This is a genomic window from Ramlibacter sp. GS1-15 (genome assembly GCF_057785015.1).
In genome coordinates, this window is sequence record NZ_JBYNTU010000001.1 from 458,592 (window position 1) to 477,210 (window position 18,619).

Genomic DNA, 18,619 nt, shown 5'->3' on the forward strand with positions numbered 1-18,619 from the left:
TCTAAGGACCTCGCCGATGGCACTGGCGAAGGGCCTATGGATGAACCGCGAGCTGATCCTCGCAATGATCAAGCGCGAGGTCGTGGGTCGGTACCGCGGATCGATCATGGGTCTACTATGGTCGCTGCTCACGCCGCTCTTGATGCTCGTCGTCTACACCTTCGTCTTCTCGGTGGTCCTCAAGGCCCGCTGGTCCGGCGGCAGTGCGGGGGGCGAGACGCGGGCGCAGTTTGCAATCCTGCTGTTCGCGGGCCTTATCGTGCACGGGTTGTTCGCCGAGGTGGTTAACCGGGCCCCCGGGCTGGTTCTTGGCAACGTGAACTTTGTCAAGCGGGTGGTGTTCCCGCTGGAAATTCTGCCGGTCGTGACGGCCGGGGCGGCGCTGTTCCACGCCGCAGTCAGTCTCATGGTCCTGCTCGGGGCCGTGTTCGTGACCAGCGGGTCGATCCCATGGACGGCAGTGCTGTTCCCGCTGGTGCTGCTTCCCCTTCTCATGCTGACGCTTGGTGTGGCGTGGATGCTGGCGTCCTTGGGCGTGTTCATGCGCGACGTGGGGCAGGTGGTGGGATTGCTGACCACGGTCCTGCTCTTTCTTTCGCCGGTGTTCTTCCCGATCACTGCCGTCCCGGAATTCTTCCGGCCCTGGATGCAGCTCAATCCCCTCACGTTTGTCATCGAGCAGAGCCGGGCGGTGCTGATTTTCGGAGAGGCTCCCGTATGGGAAGCGTGGCTGGCCTACACGGTCGTCGCGGGCCTGTTCGCCTGGGCGGGCTATGCATGGTTCCAGAAGACGAGGAAGGGCTTCGCCGATGTCCTCTAGCGATGTGGCCGTGTGTGTTGCGGGAGTGGGCAAGTGCTACCACATCTACGAAACTCCGCGTGACCGGCTCAAGCAGTTCGTCCTGCCCCGCGTACGCCGCCTTGCCGGACTGCCGCAGCGGCAGTACCACCGCGATTTCTGGGCCTTGCGCGACGTCTCGTTCGAGCTGAAGCGCGGCGAGGCGATGGGCATCATTGGCCGCAATGGTTCGGGCAAGTCCACGCTGCTGCAGGTCCTGTGCGGCACGCTGACGCCTACGGCCGGCACGGTCGAGACCTCGGGCCGGATCGCGGCCCTGCTCGAATTGGGGGCGGGCTTCAATCCCGAGTTCACCGGCCGCGAGAACGTCTTCATGAATGGTGCGCTGCTCGGATTGACACGGGAGCAGATCGAGGAGCGGTTCGACGCGATCGCTGCCTTCGCGGACATCGGGGACTTCCTCGAGCAGCCGGTCAAGATGTACTCCAGCGGCATGTTTGTGCGCCTCGCATTCGCTGTGATCGCGCACGTCGATGCCGATATCCTTGTGGTTGACGAGGCGTTGGCCGTCGGCGACGCGCTGTTCACGCAGAAGTGCATGCGTTTCATTCGCAGGTTCCGCGAGCGCGGCTCCTTGCTGTACGTCAGCCACGACTCAGCTTCGGTGATGAACCTGTGCGACCACGCGATCTGGCTGCAATCCGGTCGCGTGAAGCAGCACGGTACGGCCAAAGAGGTCTGCGAGCACTACCTCGATGACCTGTTCAGTTCGTTGGAAGTGAGCGCGCCCAAGCCCGAGCCCGAGCCTTCCGCGGATCGGCCGCTGCCGGCCAGGATCGAACGCCTGCGGCAGCCGGGGCTTGTCTGGCGTGACCAGCGCGCTGCCGTCATCAATGCCAGCAATCTGCGTAACGACCTCCAGGTGTTCCGCTTCGAGGAGGAAGAGAACGCGGAATTCGGTGGCACTGACGCGACCATCACGGACGTGCGGCTGCTTGATTCGAACGGCGATCCCCTCAACTGGGTCGTGGGCGGCGAGAAGGTCACGATGCGCATCGAGGCACGCACGCGGATCGCGCTACACAGCCCCATCTTCGGTTTCATGCTGCGAGACCGGCTCGGCCAGAGTCTCTTCGGCGACAACAGCTATCTCGCATCGACGGCGGGGCCGCTACGGGTGGAGGCAGGTGACACGTTCGCCGCGGAATTCGACTTCTATATGCCTTGGCTGGCGCAAGGCGACTACGTGTTCCAGGTCGCGCTCGCCGAAGGCACCCAGCAGGACCACCGGCAGCTGCACTGGATCCATGATGCGATGGTGATCCGGGCGCACCACGAGGCGATCGCCACGGGACTCATCGGCATCCCTATGCTCGATATCCGGCTGGGTCTGGCCGACCGAACGGAATTGGAAGCTGAGCTTGCCGCCAGGGGCGTGTCTTGAGTCGGGATTCGGTGCTCGGCCGCTATATGGCGTGGACGACCCCCACGGCCGGTCGGCCCTTGCAGCTGGAGCCCCGCTCGTGGCACGCCGTTGCCTCAGCTGCGAGTCGTCGCTGTGGTGAACATTCACGCCCTGGAAGAAGCTTGCGCATCAAATTGGGGGGCCATTTCGGGCCGATCTTCCATTCGGCAACGGACGGGCGCGCGTATGTTGGCATGATGGCGGAAGGGCGCGAACGGCTCTGCAAGAGCCCGGTGAACGCGAAAGAGGGGGGGTAGGTTCTGTGAGAAAGAAGTGCTTGGTCCTCGGCGGAGGCGGATTCATCGGTGCAGCGGTGGCCGAGCAGATGCTGGCCGACGGTTGGCAGGTCAGGGTCTTTGACCGGCCGGGGGTGAAGGTGCCGCAGCAGCTCGCGGGTGCGAAAGGGCTGGACTGGGTTTCCGCCGATTTCCAGCTTCCGGTGGATCTCGGCCACGCGCTCGATGGGGTCGACGCAGTCATCCACCTCATTTCCACCACGCTTCCGAAGAGCTCGAACGAAGCACCGATCCGGGACGTGGAAACCAATGTCTCGGCAACTCTGCGGCTGCTCTCCTTGATGGTGGAGCGCCAAATCCGCAAGATCGTGTTCGCTTCCTCCGGCGGCACCGTCTATGGTGTGCCCCGGGAGATCCCGATCACTGAACAGCACCCGACGCAGCCCGAAGTCTCGTACGGCATCACCAAGCTGATGATCGAGAAATACCTGTATCTGTACGGGCGCCTGCACGGCCTGCAGCCGATCTCGCTGCGGATCGCCAACCCCTACGGCGGCGGGCAGAGAATCGACACTGCGCAAGGCGTCGTGGCCGCATTCTTGCATCGCGCGCTGCGCGGCGAGCCGATAGAAATCTGGGGAGACGGCTCCGTCACGCGCGATTACCTGCACGTGAACGACGTGGCCACTGCATTTTCATGCGCGCTGCGCTATGGTGGCGCGCACCAGGTGTTCAACATCGGCGCCGGTCAAGGCTTGAGTTTGAACGACCTCGCCACCGCCATAGAGGCGCAGCTCGGCCGCCAGGTGACCCGGCGCTACCTACCGGGGCGCAGTTTTGATGTACCAGTGAGCGTGCTGGACAACTCGCTGGCCCGTACTGAGCTGCAGTGGAGCCCCGCGATCTCGCTCGCCGAGGGCTTGCGGATGACCATCGCGGCCGTCGACCGCTGACCGCGGCGCCCTGCGCCTATCCGGAATGCGTCGCGCGAAGATGCGCCCGGCACACGATCCACCAGACAACCAAGCATGCATCCCTCCGCCCTGAAATTCGGCAAACTGTTCTTCGACGCTTATTGCTCCGGCCTGCAGGGTGCGGTGGTCCACGACGTAGGCGCACAGAACGTCAATGGCTCGCTGAAAGACGTCCTGCCACAGCACCTCGGCTATGTGGGCGTCGACTTCGTCGCGGGCAACGGTGTCGACATCGTCCTCGAGGACCCGTACAAGCTGCCGTTCGCGGACGGAAGCCTGGACGTCTTGGTCTGCAGCTCGTGCTTCGAGCACTCGCAGTTTTTCTGGCTCGTCTTCCTGGAGATGCTGCGGGTGCTGAAACCCCGTGGGCTGCTTTACCTCAACGTGCCGAGCAACGGCAGCATCCATCGTTACCCGGTCGATTGCTGGCGGTTCTATCCGGACTCGGGCCGCGCGCTGGAGGCTTGGGCGGTCCGCAACGGTTACTCAGCGCAGCTTATGGAATCCTTCGTCGGCGAGCGCTCGCCCGACAGCTACGAGAGCGGAGGTGCGTGGCACGATTTCGTGGCGGTGTTCGTTAAGGACGGTCGGCACGCCGCCATGTACCCCGCACGGATGCTTGACGCCCTGCAGGTGTATTCCAATGGCTACGACTCGCGCACGGGCGCGGAGAGCCGGCCCGAGTTCCTGAGCCCGGACCATGGTGAGCTGGTTGCTCACGAGAAGACGATCACCGCACTGCGCCGGGAGCATGCCACGGCTGAGGAGCGCGTAGCCTCCATGCAGCGAACCAACGAGGAGTTGACGCGCGCCGGCGATGTGCTGCGCGAGCAGCTCGCCCAGCGAGAACAGACGCTGGCCGCCCTCGAACGAGAACTGTCCGTTCAGACGGAAACCCGCAGCGCCTACGAGACGCAGATCCGGAATGCGCACGAGCGGCTCGAGCAGATCCTCCATTCCCGTTCATGGAAGTTCATGGCGCCCGCGCGGAAGATGCTGGACGCAGCAAGGGCCGTGCGATCGAAAGTCCGTTCGCTCGCCGCGCACCTCGGCCGGGCGGCGGTTGCGACGACGGCGGCGGACAGCGCCCTCATACGAGCGTCCGGCCAATTTGATGAAGCCTTCTACCGGTCCGCGAATCCAGACCTGCCTGCGGCCATTGACGTGATCGCGCACTACTGTGAGCATGGCTGGCGCGAGGGCCGCGATCCCTCGCCGGGATTCAGCACCCGGTACTATCTCGACACCAACCCGGACATCCGCGAAGCCGGGATCAACCCCTTCGTCCACTACATCGTTGCGGGAGCGGCCGAACGGAGGATGCCCCGCTCGGACTCCAAGGAGGAACGCGCAGCGGATGACAGCCGACCTGCGACACGTCCGGAGCGGGAGCCCGAACCGCACATAGGGCGGAAGCGGCGACGCTCGCGTCGTGCGTTCGATGCCGAGGTGGCGGCTATCCGCGCCAGCCGGATGTTCGATGAGGGCTACTACAGGGGCGAGTACCCGGACCTGGCGACCATCCGTGATCCCATCCGCCACTACTGCGAGCACGGCTGGCGCGAGGGCAGGAATCCTTCACCCGACTTCGACACTTCTTTCTATCTAGCGGCAGCCCCTGACATCCGCGAAGCGGGGATGAATCCTTTTCTTCACTACGTCACCGCCGGCGTGCTGGAAGGACGCCCCGCTCGCCGGGGCGACGGCCGGCGACCTGAAGCGGTGCTGGCCGCCGAAGTGGAGGCAATCCGCAAGTCCGGCCGATTCGACGAGGCGTACTACCGGGCGATGAACCCGGATGTTCAGCCGCTGGTTGATCCCATTCGCCACTACTGCGAATACGGCTGGCACGAGGGAAGGAACCCCTCCGACGACTTCGACACGAAAGCCTATTTGGCGGCCTATCGTGATATTCGTGAAGCGGGCATCAATCCCTTCTGGCACTATGTCATCGCGGGAGCATCCGAGCTTCGACAGCCGCATCCCGGATCGTTGGCTCGGTATGAGGACGATGTGTGGTTCGGCCGGTTTGGCGGCGACGTCAAGCTGCTGGCCTTCTACGCGTCTCCCGACTGGTCCTTGCTGCGCGGCGAGCGGCCCCTGATCAGGGGAGACAACCAGCCTTTGCTGCCGCACGCGGACGTGGGTTTCTATGACCCCTTGTCGGCGGATGTGCTGAGGCAGCAGGCGGCGCTTGCCAAGCGGCACGGCATTCATGGTTTCTGCTTCGGTTTGTCTGCGGATGAGGCCGGCATCCGGACCAACAGCACGCTGGCGCGCTTGCTCCAATTGCCGGAGGTGGACATCGCGTTCTGCCCGGTCTTGGATGTCAACCTCGACCCATGGGGCGACATGGAGGCCAGCTTCCTTCACCGAGCGCTCAAGGATCCCCGGGCAATCCGCGTCCAGGGCATGCCTTTGCTCGTGACCAGGGTGCGTAGCGGCAAGGACGATGCCACTATGCCTCTCTTGCGTATGCGCGATGCGCTTATCAAGCAGGGGGTGGGGCCGGTGTTCCTGGTGGTCTGCTGGAGTCAGGGCACCGAGCATATGCTGGCAGCCGCGTGCGCGGCCGGCGCCTGCGACGCCATCCTCGATCTGCCGGATCCACCCGTGCCGCGCGAGACCGGCGACCATGTCCTGGTGGAAGGCAGCGGGATCGGTACCGTGCCGTATTCAGTTGTCGCGGCCCAGGGCGTGGCCAGGGCGCAAGCTGTCCACGCGCATGGGTGCACCATCTACCCTTCGGTTTCCGTCGGACGTGACGGCACCGGCAGCCAGGCCGCGCACCCCCTGGTCTACAAGCGCTTCCGGGCGGACCACTATCGCCGCTGGCTCGATGCCGCGATCGGCGCGGCCCGCGCGGTGCCCGATGCGGACCGGCGCTTCGTCTTCCTGCAGGCGTGGAACGACTGGAATGAGGGGCAGGTCCTCGAGCCCGATCGCCAAGGGGGCTATGGCCGGTTGAACGAGACCAGCAGGGCGCTGCTCGAGATCACCTGCGAATCGTCGATGCCCAAGGTCTCGGTCATCGTTCCGAACTACAACCATGCGCGCTTCCTGCGCCGCAGGCTCGACAGCATCTACGGACAGACCTACAGGAACATCGAGGTGATCCTGTTGGATGACTGTTCTTCCGACGAGAGCCGGTCGGTGCTGGACGAATATGCCGCGATGCACCCGGAAATCACCCGGACCTTGTACAACGAGCGCAATTCCGGCGGAGCGTTCCGGCAATGGGCCAGGGGCATCAAGGCAGCACGGGGTGACCTGGTGTGGATTGCGGAGAGCGACGATTACTGCGACGAGCGCTTCCTGGAGGTGCTCGTGCGCAGCTTCGACGATGAGGCGGTGCTCCTCGCCTATGGACGCAGCGAGTTCGTCGACGCGGATGGCGCGCCGATGGCGAACAATTTCGAGGTCTATGTGCGCGACCTCGAATGCGCCCACAAGTGGAACGGACCGTATGTGGAGACCGCCCACCGCGAGGTGCGCGCCTCACTGGGAATCAAGAACACGATCCCCAACGCCAGCGGCGTGCTGTTCAGGCGGCCGGCCGACATGGCCCTGCTCGACGACCCCTCCTGGCTGTCCATGAAGGTCGCGGGCGACTGGGTGTTCTATCTCCATGCGATGCGCGGTGGCAAGATCGCTTTCGATCCGCAGGCGACGAACTACTTCCGCCGCTACGACGGCAGCGCGGCGCACACGACCTACTCCAAAGCTGACTTCTATCGCGAAGTCGGCTTCGCTTGCCGCACGGCCGCCCGCCTGTACAACGTCCCCTTGCACATCCTCGAACGTTGCCGCGACGGCTACCGGAAGTTCTACTACGAGAGGGTCCCGGCGGCCACCGAGCAGGAATTCGAGCAGTGGTTCGATTTTGATGCCGTCCTGCGGGCGCGCAAGGAGCGCCTGCCGAACGTGCTTGTTTCCACGATGGGTTTCTTCCCGGGGGGGGCGGAGATCTTTCCCATCCGGCTTGCCAACGAGTTCAAGCGGCAGGGCGTGTCGGTTCTCCTCTTGAGTACGGGATTGAATCCGCGCGAGGACGGTGTCCGGCGCATGCTCAGGAACGATGTGCCGCTCTTGGAAACTTCCGACGTGGAGCCGGTGAAACAGATCATCGAGCAGTTCGGCCTGGAGGTCCTGAACACGCACCAGTGGCACGTGCAGAAGTACCCGGTGCAGGTGGCGGACGTCTTCGCCGGGCTTCGCTCTCATGTGGCAACGCTGCACGGGATGATCGAGCATGGGAACGCGTTCTCGGTGACCGAGAAGGAGCTTCGTACGGCAGACAGGAGCGTCTCCACTTGGGTGTACACGGCCGACAAGAACCTGGGCCCTTTCCGCGAGTTCGGGATGGTGCAAGGCAACGAAAGCCGCTTCGTCAAGATGCCCAACGGCATCCAGACTCCGCGCATCGAGCCGGTGCCCCGTGCACACTGGGGCATCCCGGAGGACGCTTTCGTCCTCTGCTGCGTGAGTCGTGCCATTCCGGACAAGGGTTGGGCGGAAACGGTTGCGGCGGTTGAACGCGCCCGGGAGATCACCGGCCGGGACATCCGTCTCGTTCTGGTTGGCAACGGCTCTGTCTATGACGACTACCGAGTGGGGGGAGTGCCTCACTTCGTGCACTTGGCGGGCTTCAGCGAGAACGCGGCGGGTCATTACGCCTCGGCCGATATGGGCATCATGCTGACACGCTTCCGTTCCGAAAGCTTCCCGCTGACGATCGTCGACTGCCTGTTCGCTGGCAACCCCTACATCGCCACGAGCGTGGGCGACATCCCCAACATGTTGTCGTCGCCGGAAGGCATGGCGGGCGGGGTGATTGAACTGAAAGATTGGCAGGTTCCGGTAGAAGAGGCAGCTCAGATGATCGCAGCGTTCGCGACCGACCAGGCGATGTACATGGCTGCAAAGGCGCTGGTGCCGCGAATCGCCAACCGCTACCGCATCGAAGCGGTGGCCTCCCTGTACGTCGACCTGTTCAGGAAGGCGCCGGGCATGCCTGCCGGCAGCGCGGACGCGAGGCAGGCGACGAAGTTATCCGCAGGTGTTCAGGTGTGATCGACGACAAGTTCGGCGCTTTCAGCGAGGCGGACCTGTTGGCCGACCAGGCCGAGCATGTACCCAGCCGCAGTTACCGCTGCTCGGTCGTGATCCCTACCAAGGACGGTGGCTGGATGTTCGAGGAGGCATTGCAAGCCCTCCAGCGCCAGACGATCTGGGCGGACACCGAGCTGATTGTGGTGGACTCCGGCTCCAGCGACGGTACCGTGCAGGCTGCGCGCGCTGTCGGCGCGCGGGTAATCGGGATCCCGCAGAAGGAATTCAACCATGGTGCCACGCGCGACTTCGGCATTTCGCTGGCGAGCGCGGAAACTGTCATCCTGCTGGTGCAGGATGCACTGCCCCGGGACGACCGCATGCTCGCAGCGATGGTGGAGGCCTTCGACGATCCTGAGGTGGCGGGCGTGTATGCGCGGCAGATCCCGCGTCCCGATGCCGACCTGCTGACCAAGCGCAACCTCACCGGCTGGCTGACCGGCCGGCAGGAGCGCGAGAACCGCAAACTGCAAAGTGTGGAGTGGTATCAGGCGCTGCCACCGATGGAGAAGTATCTGTTCTGCAATTTCGACAACGTGTGCTCGGCGCTTCGCAAGTCGGTGTGGACCGAGCATCGGTTCGGCCGCATCAACTTCGGCGAGGACATCGACTGGGCCGAGCGGGTGCTCAAGGCTGGCTGGCGAATCGTGTACGAGCCCGCTGCCGCGGTGGTGCACTCGCACGACCGCCCGTTGTCGTACGAGTACAGGCGCACCTACGTCTGCCACCGCAAGCTGTACCAGCAATTCGGGCTTCGGCTGGTGCCGAGCCTCGCGGGCATCCACCGCTCCTGGGCCTACAGCACGCTGCAGGACGCGCGCTATATCGCCGCCCAGCGAGCCCCGTTCGTCGACAAGCTGAAGTTGTGGGCCAAGGTGCCGGTGCTCAACCTGTGCAGCGCGATCGCACAGTACAGGGCGGCCCGCGATGAGGCAGCCGGCCGCCAGCGCCAGGTGGCGGGAGTCTAGTTCCATGCACATTCTGCTCACCGTCCACCAGTTTTTCCCGGAATACCAGGCCGGTACCGAGGTACTGACGCTTAGCACTGCCCGCGAGCTGATGCGTCGTGGCCATCGCGTGACGGTCTTTACCGGTTATCCTGCGCGCGTCGCGCTGGCGGATGCCCAGCGCTTCGACCAGTATGAGGTCGGTGGGATCCAGGTTCATCGCTTCCACCATTCGTTCGTCCCGATGGGGGACCAGGAGGTGGTTTCCGAAGTCGAATACAACAACCGTCTGGCCGCCCGCCACTTCGCCGGGCTGTTGGCGGAACTCAGGCCGGACCTCGTGCATTTCTTCCACTTGGGCCGGCTGGGCGCGGGCCTCGTGGACGCAGTGGTACAGGCGGGCGTCCCGGCCTACTACACACCCACAGACTTCTGGGCCGTATGCCCCACCAGCCAACTGCTGCTGCCGGATGGAAACGTCTGCATGGGCCCAACGCGCCACGGGGGCAATTGCATCCGGCACGTCGCCACCCTCACTGGCTGGCGCTATTCGTCGGTTGCCAAGCGGCTGCCGGTGCAGGTCATCGAGCTCGGCGCGATCGCTGCGAAGGCCGGTCTGCGGGTGCCCTATAGGCGCCAGGTGGCGGCGCTCAGCCGCCGTACGGCATTCACCGTGCCGCGGCTGAATGCGCTTCGGGGCATCTTCTCGCCAACGAAGCTGATGACTGAGGTTCTGCTGCGGCAGGGCGTGGCACCGCAGCACATCGTGCAGTCTGCCTATGGCATCGATGTGTCGTCGTTCGAAGGGGCAGCACCGCTGCCCGCCCGTGAAGGCGCATTGCGACTGGGATTTATCGGCACCTTGGCGCCACACAAGGGTTGCCACGTGCTGCTGGCCGCCTTCCTGCAGTTGCCCAAGGGCAGCGCGCGGCTGAAGATCTACGGCGACCTGACCCAGTTCCCCGATTACGTGGCCGAGCTGCAGCAGACCGCCGTTGGGCGCGAGGACATCGAGTTCTGCGGGACCTTTCCGAACCCGCAGATCGGTAAGGTGCTGGAGGGAATCGATGCGCTGGTCGTGCCCTCCGTCTGGTACGAGAACACGCCGCTGGTGGTCTATTCGGCGCTAGCCGCGTTCCGGCCCGTGATCGCCTCGAATTTCGCAGGCATGGCCGAAGTAGTGCATGACGGCGCCAACGGCCTGCTGTTCACGCCGGGCGACAGCGCCGACTTGGCGCGCCGGTTGGGCGAGCTGCTGGTCGACCCGGAACTGTTGCCGCGACTGAGCGCAAGCTGCCGCCCTCCCAAGTCGATCGCCTCATACGTGGACGAGTTGCTCGCCTATTACGAGGATCGGCCGCAACGACCCACGGGCACATTGCCGCAGCCACAGGTGCTGGAGCCGATCGATAAGGGTGATCGCGCAGACTTGCAGGATGTCCACTAACTCGACGCGCCCGCTTGGCTTGGACCGCGCGGTCACCACTGGCGGTGCGGTCCAATACCGCAACTGGTTTAGCGGGCGCATGTTCATGCTGCATGATCTGCTCATTGCGAACTGAAAGCTGGGCCTTTCCAGATGTGGATTGGTGAAAAACAATCGGGGCTTCCAACACCATGATCTCAGTGACTCCCGTCATCCTCTGCGGCGGTAGCGGAACACGGCTGTGGCCACTTTCGCGCGCGGGCTATCCCAAGCAGTTCCTGGTGCTTTCGGGCCAGCACAGCCTATTCCAGCAGACCGTCATGCGGCTGCAGCCGTTGGCCGGCGAGGGCATCGAATTGTCGGACCCGCTGGTGGTTTGCAACGAAGAACACCGGTTTCTGGTGCTGGACCAGCTGCGCGAGATCCGTGCCGAGCCCGCGGCGCTGCTGCTGGAGCCGGTGGGCCGCAACACGGCGCCTGCGTTGACGCTGGGGGCCCTGCAGGCTCTTAAGGGCGGGGCGGACCCGGTGCTGGTGGTCACGCCCGCGGACCAGACCGTGGCCGACGTCGCCGCCTACACCGCAGCCGTGCGCCAGGCTGTGGGCATGGCGGCCGAAGGTGCCATCGTCGTCCTGGGCATCACGCCAGATCGGCCCGAAACGGGCTATGGCTATATCCGTGCCGAGGGCACCGCGGTGATGCAGTTCGTGGAAAAGCCCGACGCTGCGACGGCGCAAGGCTACCTGGACGCGGGCGGGTACTACTGGAACAGCGGCATGTTCGTGCTGCGTGCTTCGCGCTGGATGGCGGCGCTGGAGAGCTTCCGGCCCGACATCGCGGCCGCCACACGCGCTGCGTTCGCCGCTGGCACCCGGGACGACCGCTTCGTGCGCCCAGGCAAGGCCGAATTCGAGGCCGTGTCTGGCGAGTCGGTGGATTACGCGGTGATGGAACACTGCCCTGGCAGCAGCACGCCTTTGCGCATGGTGCCGTTGGCCGCGGGCTGGAGCGATCTGGGTGCCTGGGACGCCGTGTGGCAAGTGGCGGGCAAGGATGCGCAGGGCAATGCCGTCGTAGGGGATGCCGTCCTCGATGACAGTCGCAATACTCTCGTCCATGCCACCAGCCGCCTGGTGGGGGTCGTGGGGCTGGACGACGTGGTGGTGGTGGAAACGCCGGACGCGGTGCTGGTCAGCACCCGCGGCCGTAGCCAGGACGTCAAACGCATCGTCAACCGGCTGGACATCGACCAGCGGACAGAGCTGAACTTGCACCGTAAGGTGTACCGCCCCTGGGGCTGGTACGATTGCATCGATTCGGGCGCGCGCTTCCAGGTCAAGCGCATCATGGTCAAGCCCGGCGCCAGTCTCAGCCTGCAGATGCATCACCACCGCGCCGAACACTGGATCGTAGTCAGCGGCACGGCTGAGGTGACCTGCGGCGACCAGGTGCTTGTGCTCACGGAAAACCAGAGCACCTACATCCCGCTGGGCCAGAAGCACCGTTTGCACAACCCCGGCAAGGTGCCACTGGAAATCATCGAGGTGCAATCGGGCAGCTACCTGGGAGAGGATGACATCGTCCGGTTCGAGGACACCTACGGCCGGCGGTGAGCGCTCTCCCAACGATCCACATCCTGCTGGCCACCTACAACGGCGCACGCTATCTGCCGCAGCAATGGGCCAGCCTCGAGGCGCAGGAAGGCGTGGAGCTGGTCGTGCACATCGCCGACGACGGATCCGGTGATCAGACGGTGGCCTGGCTGGAGGAGCGTGCGCGCCAGCCGCGTGGCGCGGTTCGCGCGGCGCACTGGCTGCAGGCGCCGCCGCGCCGGTCTGCCACGCGCAGCTTCCTGCTGTTGACCGCGGACGCCGTGCGGCGCTGTCCCGAGGCGGCCTGGTTTGCCTACTGCGACCAGGACGACATCTGGCTGCCGGGCAAGCTGGCAGCCGCGCATGCGCAGCTTGCGCCGTTCGCGCAGTCCACTCGCCCGGCCCTCTATGGCGGGCGCACGCTTGCTGTGGACGACAGCGGGCGCGAGGCGGGGTTGTCGCCGAACTTTGTTCGTCCGCCGTCTTTCCGGAACGCGCTGACGCAGAACATCATGGGCGGTAACACGATGCTGATGAACCGTGCGGCCGCACAACTGGTGGCGGCCGCGGCGCACGGGGATGTCGTTGCCCATGACTGGCTCACCTACCTGCTTGTGAGCGGGGCGGGTGGGTATATTCATTTCGACCCGCAGGCTTTCGTCCACTACCGGCAGCATCGCGAGAACGTCGTCGGCAGCCACCTCGGGTGGAAAGCCCGGCGGCAGCGCTTCCTGCGAATGCTGCGTGGGGACCGCAGGCAATGGAATGCAAGGAATACGGCGGTACTGCGGCAATGCTGTTCCGTGCTGACGCCTGCCAATCGCAATGCGCTGGAGGCATTTGAGCGTGCCAGGAGTGCAGCGACACCTTGGGAACGTGCAGCGTGGCTGTGGCGCAGCGGTGTCTATCGCCAAACGTTGCCGCAGCAGCTGATGCTCTGGTTGGGCGGTGCGCTCAAGCGCCTCTGACTTCGGAGGCGGCGGGCGCTGCCCGGCGGAGCATCACCGAAGGCGACTGTGCGTCCACATGGCGTTGCACGTCGATGTACTTCCAGAAGGCTTGCGATGTCCATAACCTGGCGAGGCTGCTCAAATGCCATACCAACGCGCGCGGTGACGAGTGGCTGTCCCGCTGCGCCTCGTGGTGCACCATGAGATCCGTGATCACCTGCAGTTTCCACCCCGCAAGCTGCAGGCGTAGGCAAAGGTCGACGTCCTCGCAGTACATGAAGAAGCGCTCGTCGAAACCGTTGACGTGAGCGTACGCGGAGGCGCGCAGCAGCATGAACATGCCGGCAATCCAGTTCGGGACGGGTGGCGGCCCGTAGCCCGAGCGGCGCCGTCGGATCAATTCGACCGGAGTGACCAGGCTGCGGTAGGGCTCGGGCTGGCCGCAACCCGGCTCCTGCACGCGTGGCGCTATCAGGCCAGCCTGGGAATCTGCGCTTGCCAGAAGGCTGCCGATCGCATCCTGATCGATCCGAATATCGGGATTCAGCACCAGGAACCATGGCGTGCCGCAGCGAGCGAAGGCGGCGTTGTGGTTGATGCCGAAGCCATGTGGACGTACGTTGCGCACGACATCGACCGGGAACGCCAAGTCCTCGGCTATGTGCACGTCCTCGGGGACATTCAAGGTGAGGACGACGCGATCGATCCAGAGGCCGCATAGGGCACTCAGCTGCCCCAGCAGAGGCTGGATGTGTCCCCAGTGGCCGTGGCTCACGATGGAAACGGTGACCGATCGGCGGGTGGGCGAAGGCGGACTCATGACCGGACGATCTTCATGGAATGAGACAATCGCGCCCAAGTGACGAGGGGAGCCCGGGCGGAATGCTCATTCTATTGATCCTGTGCGGTGCGGTTGCCGCCATTGCCTGTGCCGTCCTGCTTCGCATCGGCCGCGCCAGCGGGCGCCGTTACGGCCTGTCCATGCCGCAGCGTTTCCACGCGGGCCACGTGCCGCGCCTGGGCGGGGTGGCGATGATGGTCGCGTGCACGGCGGGCTGGTGCTGGATCGTGGGCGCGGAGCGCTTCCTGGGCGTGCCGAACCAGATCCACCTCCCCTTCGGCATGGCGCTGTCCTGGTGGGCGGTGGCCATCATCGCGACGGCGGGTGGCGTGGCCGAGGACGTCACACATCGGCTCACGGCAGCCTGGCGGCTCGCGTTCACGATGCTGGCCGGCGCGACGGCGACCTGGTTGCTCGGCCTGTCGATCCCTTCCTTGGGCATCGAGGCGTTACAGCCGCTCTGGGCAGCGACGCCGTGGCCCGGCATCGTGCTCGCGATCCTCGCCGTCGGCGGCTTGCCGCACGCGTTCAACCTCATCGACGGCTACAACGGCTTGGCGGGCATCGTCGCGGTGATCTGCTGCTTTGCGCTGGCGTACGTGAGCTTGCTGGTGGGCGACCGGCAGCTGGCCGGCATCGCGATGGTGCTGGCGGGGTCGACCGCCGGTTTCCTTCTGTGGAACTATCCCCGCGGCTTGATCTTCGCGGGCGACGGTGGGGCCTATTTGTGGGGCGTCGTCATTGCCGTGGCGAGCATCCAGCTGGTCCAGCGCTACCCGCAGGTCTCGCCGTGGTTCCCGATCCTGCTGCTGATCTACCCCGTGTGGGAGACGCTGTTCTCGATCTGGCGCAAGATCATGCGCGGGCAATCGCCGGGCGTGGCCGATGCCTTGCATTTCCACCAGTTGATCTATCGCCGCATCGTGCGCGGCGTGTTCGACGACGACGAAGCCCGGCGCATGCTGATGCGCAATAACCGCACGTCGCCCTACCTCTGGGGCTTCACCCTGCTGACGGTGGTCCCGGCGGTCCTCTTCTGGCGCAACACGCCGGTGCTGGTGTTCTTCACCGCGCTGTTCGTGGTGAGCTACGTCTGGGCCTATGTGAGCATCGTGCGGTTCAAGGTCCCGAGCTGGCTGAGGCGCTGATCCCGGATAATCCCGGTCAGTCACCGCTCACTGACGCCCATGACCGACCTGAAGCACATCACGCCGCGTGAGAAGGCCGAAATCCTCGCGCAGGCGCTGCCCTACATCCGCCGCTTCCACGGCAAGACCATCGTCATCAAGTACGGCGGCAACGCCATGACCGATCCCGAGCTGCAGGCGGACTTCGCCGAGGACGTGGTGCTGCTCAAGCTGGTGGGCATGAACCCGGTGGTCGTGCACGGCGGCGGACCGCAGATCGAGCAGGCGCTCAACCGCCTGGGCAAGAAGGGCCAGTTCATCCAGGGCATGCGGGTGACGGATGCCGAGACGATGGAAGTGGTCGAATGGGTGCTGGCCGGCGAGGTGCAGCAGGACATCGTCGGCCTGATCAGCCAGGCCGGCGGCAAGGCCGTCGGCCTCACGGGCCGCGACGGCGGGATGATCCGCGCCCGCAAGCTCAAGATGGTCGACAACCAGGACCCGACCAAGGAGCACGACGTCGGCCAGGTCGGCGACATCATCGCGATCGACCCCTCGGTGGTGAAGGCGCTGCAGGACGACCAGTTCATCCCCGTCATCTCGCCGATCGGTTTCGGCGAGGAGAACGAGAGCTACAACATCAACGCCGATGTGGTCGCCGGCAAGCTGGCCACGGTGCTGCAGGCCGAGAAGCTGATGCTGCTCACGAACACGCCGGGCGTGCTGGACAAGTCGGGCAACCTGCTCACCGAGCTGTCGGCGCGCGAGATCGACGAGCTCTTCGCCGACGGCACCATCTCGGGCGGTATGCTGCCCAAGATCAGCGGAGCGCTCGATGCGGCCAGGAGCGGCGTCAACGCCGTGCACATCATCGACGGACGCGTGCCGCATGCCATGCTGCTGGAAATCCTCACGGACCAGGCGTACGGCACCATGATCCGCTCGCACTGAGCGCGGTTTTCTTCCCATGCGTCTGCTGCTCGTCGAAGACGATGTCATGGTCGCCAGCGGCATCAAGCTGGGCCTGACCGACGCCGGCTACACGGTCGACTGGGTCGGCAGCGGCGAGCGCGCCGAGGAGGTGTTGCGCACCGAGGTGTTCGACGCCGCGATCATCGACATCGGCCTGCCGCGCATGGACGGCCTGGAGCTCACCAAACGCCTGCGCCGCCCGGAGATGGCGAACCCGGCGATGCCGGTGCTGATCCTCACCGCGCGCGACGCGCTGCAGGACCGCGTGCAGGGCCTGGACCTCGGCGCCGACGACTACATGGTCAAGCCCTACGAACTGCCGGAGCTGCTCGCGCGCCTGCGCGCGCTGCTGCGCCGGTCGCAGGCGGCGACCAGCGCCGTGCTCACCTTCGGTCCGATCGAACTCGATACGGCGAACCGGCGCGCGCTGGCCAAGCATGACGACCAGGAGACGGCACTGGAGCTCGGCCCGCGCGAATGGACGGTGCTGGAGTACCTCCTGATCAATGCGCCCAAGCCGGCCAGCAAGGAAAAGCTGTTGCAGGCGCTGACCGGCTGGGACCGCGAGATCACGCCCAACGCCGTGGAGGTCTACATCTCGCGCCTGCGCGGCAAGCTCGAGCCGCACGGCGTCGCGCTGCGCTCGATCCGCGGCTTCGGCTACCGGCTCGAGCTGGCCGCCTCGTGACGCTGCATTTCGTTCCGCCGCGGCGCCGCGCGAGTGCGGCGCTCGGCATGACCTCGGGCCTGCGCCGGCGCCTGTTCATCCTGCTGCTCGTGCCCCTGCTGCTGCTCGCGATGATCAATGCGTGGTTCGACTACCGCGCGGCCGGCAGCGTGGCGGGCCAGCAGGACCAGCGCCTGCTCGCCTTGCTGCCGCTGCTGGCCGATTCCATCATCGGCGAAGGGCAGGCGCCCGGCGCGCCGCCGGTGCTCCTGCTGGCGCCGCCGGTGGAGGAATTCCTGCTGGGCCGCTCGTCCGCCTATGCGGTGTGCGACCTCGACGGCAAGATCCTGCGCGGCGACGCCTGGCTGTGCGACCTCGCGCCGACCTCGCCCGAGCCCGAGTTCCACAGCGAGGAAGAGGGCGGCGCGACCTGGCGGATCGTGCGCCAGCGCGAGCCGGCGGTGATCGGCGAAGTGGTGGTCGCGCTGGCCGACGGCGCCGACGCGCGCCAGCAATGGGCCCGCTCGATCCTGATCAAGGTGCTGCTGCCCAACCTGGTCCTCCTCACGGTGGCGGCGTTCGGGATGCGCTGGGCCGTGGAGCGCGCGCTCAGGCCCCTCCTCCAATTGCGCGAGGCGGTCGAATCCCGATCGCCGCGCGACCTGTCCTCGATCGACGAGCGCGCGTCGCCCGAAGAGGTTCGCCCGCTGGTGCATTCGCTCAATCGCCTGTTCGAGCTGGTGAACGCACAGGCCGACAGCCAGCGCCGCTTCATCGCCGACGCCGCGCACCAGTTGCGCACCCCGCTCGCGGGCCTGCAGGCGCAGGTCGAGGCCTGGGCGCAGGCGGCGCAGGCGAACCCGGGCGGCGACGGCACGGTTCGGCTCGTGGCCGACGAGGTCACCAAATTGCGCAATGCCACGCGCCGGACCTCGCAACTGGCGAACCAGCTGCTGGCGCTCTCGCGTGCCGACGCCCGCGCGATGCACGCGCAGCCGACGCAGGAGGTTCAACTGAAGGCGCTGTGCGAGGACATCCTGGAGCATCGCCTCGACGCGGCAACCAGCAAGCAGATCGACCTGGGCCTCGATGCGCAGGCCGCGACCGTGCATGGTCACGAATGGCTGCTGCGCGAAGCGCTGGCCAACCTCGTGGACAACGCCGTCAAGTACACGCCGGCCCACGGCACCGTGACGATCCGCTGCGGCGCGCGCCAGGGCGTCGCCTTCATGGAGGTCGAGGACGACGGTCCCGGCATCGCGACAGGCGAGCGCCAGCGCGTGCTCGAGCGCTTCTATCGCGTGCAAGGCACGCAGGGCGAGGGCAATGGCCTGGGCCTGGCGATCGCCAACGAGATCGCGCGCCTGCATCACGGGCACCTGGAGCTGTCGGAGGGCGCGGGAGGCCGCGGACTGAAGGTCTCGCTGGCGCTGCCGGGGTAAGCGCGCACTATCCGGAGAAACCCGCGTAGGGGCTGTGCGAGAATGGACTCAACTGTAGAGCACCACCTC

Annotated in this window: 13 protein-coding genes; 12 read left to right on the plus strand and 1 reads right to left on the minus strand. The window is 65.7% G+C overall.

Annotated features, from left to right (window positions below):
* Nucleotides 1–16 precede the first annotated feature (16 nt).
* From AC3EF3_RS02325 to AC3EF3_RS02360, 8 genes are all read left to right on the plus strand, one after another.
* A complete protein-coding gene (locus tag AC3EF3_RS02325; protein WP_488530546.1) occupies nt 17–820 on the plus strand; it encodes an ABC transporter permease in 804 nt (267 codons plus the stop codon).
* Nucleotides 810–2,243 (plus strand): ABC transporter ATP-binding protein, encoded by a 1,434-nt coding sequence (locus AC3EF3_RS02330; RefSeq protein WP_488530547.1) that lies wholly within the window; start codon nt 810–812, stop codon nt 2,241–2,243. Before AC3EF3_RS02325 ends, AC3EF3_RS02330 begins: the two co-directional genes overlap by 11 nt.
* Before the next feature lie 298 nt (nt 2,244–2,541).
* Nucleotides 2,542–3,453: an NAD-dependent epimerase/dehydratase family protein gene (locus tag AC3EF3_RS02335; protein ID WP_488530548.1), complete on the plus strand. Its 912-nt coding sequence runs from the start codon at nt 2,542–2,544 to the stop codon at nt 3,451–3,453.
* 75 nt (nt 3,454–3,528) lie between these two features.
* Nucleotides 3,529–8,547, plus strand: a complete 5,019-nt coding sequence (locus AC3EF3_RS02340; protein WP_488530549.1) for a glycoside hydrolase family 99-like domain-containing protein — start codon at nt 3,529–3,531, stop codon at nt 8,545–8,547.
* Nucleotides 8,544–9,554 carry a glycosyltransferase family 2 protein gene (locus AC3EF3_RS02345; RefSeq protein WP_488530550.1) on the plus strand — a complete coding sequence of 337 codons (1,011 nt, stop codon included), beginning with the start codon at nt 8,544–8,546 and terminating at the stop codon, nt 9,552–9,554. Before AC3EF3_RS02340 ends, AC3EF3_RS02345 begins: the two co-directional genes overlap by 4 nt.
* A gap of 4 nt (nt 9,555–9,558) precedes the next feature.
* Nucleotides 9,559–10,980, plus strand: a complete 1,422-nt coding sequence (locus AC3EF3_RS02350; protein ID WP_488530551.1) for a glycosyltransferase — start codon at nt 9,559–9,561, stop codon at nt 10,978–10,980.
* A 170-nt stretch (nt 10,981–11,150) separates the two neighbouring features.
* Entirely contained in the window at nt 11,151–12,572 is a 1,422-nt protein-coding gene (locus AC3EF3_RS02355; RefSeq protein WP_488530552.1) for a mannose-1-phosphate guanylyltransferase/mannose-6-phosphate isomerase, read from the plus strand.
* Nucleotides 12,569–13,519, plus strand: coding sequence for a glycosyltransferase (locus tag AC3EF3_RS02360; RefSeq protein WP_488530553.1), 951 nt, complete (start codon nt 12,569–12,571; stop codon nt 13,517–13,519). The genes AC3EF3_RS02355 and AC3EF3_RS02360 overlap by 4 nt, the downstream gene beginning before the upstream one ends.
* Here the strand turns inward: AC3EF3_RS02360 and AC3EF3_RS02365 are convergent.
* On the minus strand, nt 13,506–14,276 hold the full coding sequence (locus AC3EF3_RS02365; RefSeq protein ID WP_488530554.1) for a glycosyltransferase: 771 nt from the start codon (nt 14,274–14,276) through the stop codon (nt 13,506–13,508). The two genes, AC3EF3_RS02360 and AC3EF3_RS02365, sit on opposite strands and share 14 nt — an antisense overlap.
* A 107-nt stretch (nt 14,277–14,383) precedes the next feature.
* Here AC3EF3_RS02365 and AC3EF3_RS02370 point away from each other — a divergent pair, with 107 nt between their 5' ends.
* From AC3EF3_RS02370 to AC3EF3_RS02385, 4 genes are read left to right on the plus strand one after another with little or no spacing between them, the layout of a single operon-like run.
* Nucleotides 14,384–15,490, plus strand: coding sequence for a glycosyltransferase family 4 protein (locus AC3EF3_RS02370; protein ID WP_488530555.1), 1,107 nt, complete (start codon nt 14,384–14,386; stop codon nt 15,488–15,490).
* Nucleotides 15,491–15,529: 39 nt separating this feature from the next.
* Nucleotides 15,530–16,420, plus strand: a complete 891-nt coding sequence (gene argB, locus AC3EF3_RS02375; protein ID WP_488530556.1) for an acetylglutamate kinase — start codon at nt 15,530–15,532, stop codon at nt 16,418–16,420.
* Nucleotides 16,421–16,436: 16 nt separating this feature from the next.
* Nucleotides 16,437–17,129 (plus strand): response regulator transcription factor, encoded by a 693-nt coding sequence (locus AC3EF3_RS02380; protein WP_488530557.1) that lies wholly within the window; start codon nt 16,437–16,439, stop codon nt 17,127–17,129.
* 47 nt (nt 17,130–17,176) lie between these two features.
* Complete coding sequence (locus AC3EF3_RS02385) at nt 17,177–18,550, plus strand: ATP-binding protein (RefSeq protein WP_488533718.1); 1,374 nt, start codon at nt 17,177–17,179, stop codon at nt 18,548–18,550.
* Nucleotides 18,551–18,619 lie beyond the last annotated feature (69 nt).